The following is a 2,175-nucleotide window of genomic DNA, read 5'->3' on the forward strand; positions in this document are numbered from 1 at the left end:
TGCGACCGTACTTGGCATCGATTGCCTGCATGCCGGTCTGGGCCTGCTTGAACAGCGGATTGCCGGGATGGGCGAGGTCGGTGATTTGCGGCGGCCCCCAGCGGTTCCGGTCATTGCTCTGCTCGGTTGTCGGTGCTGCCTGCCTCTGAACTCCACGCTCTTTGAGCGTAGTGTCGATCGCCTTCAAAGTGGCGGGATCTGTGGTGCCGGTTTCCTTGAGATGGTGGTCGTGCTGAAAGGCCTTGAGCGCATCGCGCGTGTTGCGACCCATATGGCCATCGGTCGCGAGAGGAGTCTTGTCAGGATTGGTATAGCCCAACTGTCCGAGCTTGGTTTGAATTTCGCCGATGGAAGCGGGCTTGTGCGCGTGACCGCCATGATGGACAAGTTTGCCATCGGCCAAGCTCAGTAAGTCCGCCTTTTCGTTTTCGGCACGACCTTTCACTGAAGCGCGTACGGCCGCGGAATTGCGTCCCATAAGGGTTTCGTTGTGACCGATCTTGTAGTCTTGAACCGCAGTGACAATGTCCTTGTCGGAAAGCTTGGTGAGGTCGTAGTCCTTGCCGAATTTATCTTCCAGTCCCTTCTCAACAATGCCCTTTGTCAAGCCGCGATACTGAACCGACGTGCTCCACAGGGCATCCTGCACGGCGGGGCCGCGACTGCTCAGATCGAGCCCATCCGCTTTCAGTCGCTCGACCTGTTTGTCGAAGTGGCTGGCCTTGATGAAGTTGCATTGGTCTTGCTGGAAACCGGTTGGATCGGTCTTGGCCACTTCGCGCCACTTGGCGTTGAAGTCGGGCGAACCTAACTCCAATCCTTTGAATTGTTCTTTGTAGCGGGACTGCCGCAAATATTCTCCCAACGTCCCTTCGTTGGACGACAACTGCCAGTTGCCATAAGACTGACCACCTGCATCGCCACGACCCGAAGAAACAGTGCCAGGGCCACGCCCGCTGGATTCATAACTTTCCGATGTGTGACCTAGACGCCACCCATTGGGTGCTGACGCTGATGCCGGTGTTGTTTCGCCTACCATGTGATGCTCCCTGTTGATGATCTGAAACTGAAAAATCGACCTGAAACGATTTACTGCTTAAGCCGCTCTATAGACGAGCGGTTTTCCAACGTGGCCGCCTGCTTGGCGGTTTCCAGAATCGAGCAGTCGAAGGACGACAGGGCATCGGCTTGTCCAGCATCAGGATCGGGCGCGCAGTGGGATTTGCGATAGTCAAGCCAGATTCTTTCGTCGGCGCGCAATTTGGCCTGTTTGTTTTTGTCAAGCTGAGCCCTCAATTTCTTGTAGGCTGCATTCAGACGCTTGTCTTGATAAGCGTTTTCAACCCTCATGCAGCTTTGCATGACAGGCGTGACGCCATCGGCCGCATCGATGCATTTGCTATAAGAAGCACGCAGACCTATGGCGTCCACTTTGTTTAGGGCCGTGGCTTTAGCTTGTGTACCAAAGGCCGCCAGCGTGAGCGAGATGATCAATAGCACAGGCAGTTGTTTCATGGGTTTCATTGAGTATTCGCAATCGAATTGCTAGCTATGAAGCGGAGACTACCGAATTCGCACCGGGAGGCTGCAGGCGGAGTAGTAAACGCGGCAGTTGGTGAGCCCAGCATCACGACATGTCTTCATGCCCGTTGCTACGGCTTGATCTACGGTGAGAGCAATAGGCGTGTTATGACTATCGTTGCTCGTTATGACTGCAACACATTGGTTGTCGTATGCGGCTTCGATTTCGCAATTTGCGCCACCTTGTCGTTCGCAATCGCTTGCCGCCGCTAGTGAGGCCTCTCTCTTGCTTCGCTTGTCGATGGCTACGCCCATGACAGCCTTCTGTGAATCTATTGCAACTGCTCCCCATCGACGTTCCCACTGCTGGGCTGGTGGCTGCGGCGCTTGCCGCTGGCTTCCAGAGCCCGGAATAGGCGCACAGCCCGCGAAGTCTCTCCCTCCAATCGGGTAGTAGCCATCAGGGCAATTGCCCTCGGCATACGCCCCTCCGGTTCCCAGCAGCCACAAGCTCAGCACGAGCAGCCTGCGCAAAAGATTTGTGAACATGGTCAAGCCCGTGAAGTAGTCGATTGCGCAGGAATGACGGTATCGCCTGGGGGGGGCGACGCTCGTAGTACGAGTGGGGTTAATGCCGAATCCGCCAGATCGATC

General features: G+C 55.8%; 3 protein-coding genes. All 3 read right to left on the reverse strand.

Translation table 11 applies throughout. The features are described from left to right. Window positions 1-1,039 (reverse strand): peptidoglycan-binding domain-containing protein (locus tag EJI00_RS24710; protein WP_148110654.1); only part of this gene is annotated, 1,039 nt, incomplete at its 3' end. Between the two features lie 50 nt (window positions 1,040-1,089). After that, a complete protein-coding gene (locus EJI00_RS24715) occupies window positions 1,090-1,515 on the reverse strand; it encodes a lysozyme inhibitor LprI family protein (RefSeq protein WP_185868220.1) in 426 nt (141 codons plus the stop codon). 48 nt (window positions 1,516-1,563) lie between these two features. Further along, entirely contained in the window at window positions 1,564-2,070 is a 507-nt protein-coding gene (locus tag EJI00_RS25630) for a DUF4189 domain-containing protein (RefSeq protein ID WP_126750105.1), read from the reverse strand. Between the last annotated feature and the right edge of the window lie 105 nt (window positions 2,071-2,175).

Origin of the sequence: Variovorax sp. DXTD-1 (genome assembly GCF_003984625.1) — a bacterium.
In the GTDB taxonomy this organism is placed as follows: Bacteria; Pseudomonadota; Gammaproteobacteria; order Burkholderiales; family Burkholderiaceae_C; genus Variovorax.

Excerpts from the sequence above, each read along its gene's own strand:
- EJI00_RS24715 (WP_185868220.1), bottom strand. The coding sequence starts at position 1,515 with ATGAAACAACTGCCTGTGCTATTGATCATCTCGCTCACGCTGGCGGCC.
- EJI00_RS25630 (WP_126750105.1), bottom strand. The coding sequence starts at position 2,070 with ATGTTCACAAATCTTTTGCGCAGGCTGCTCGTGCTGAGCTTGTGGCTG.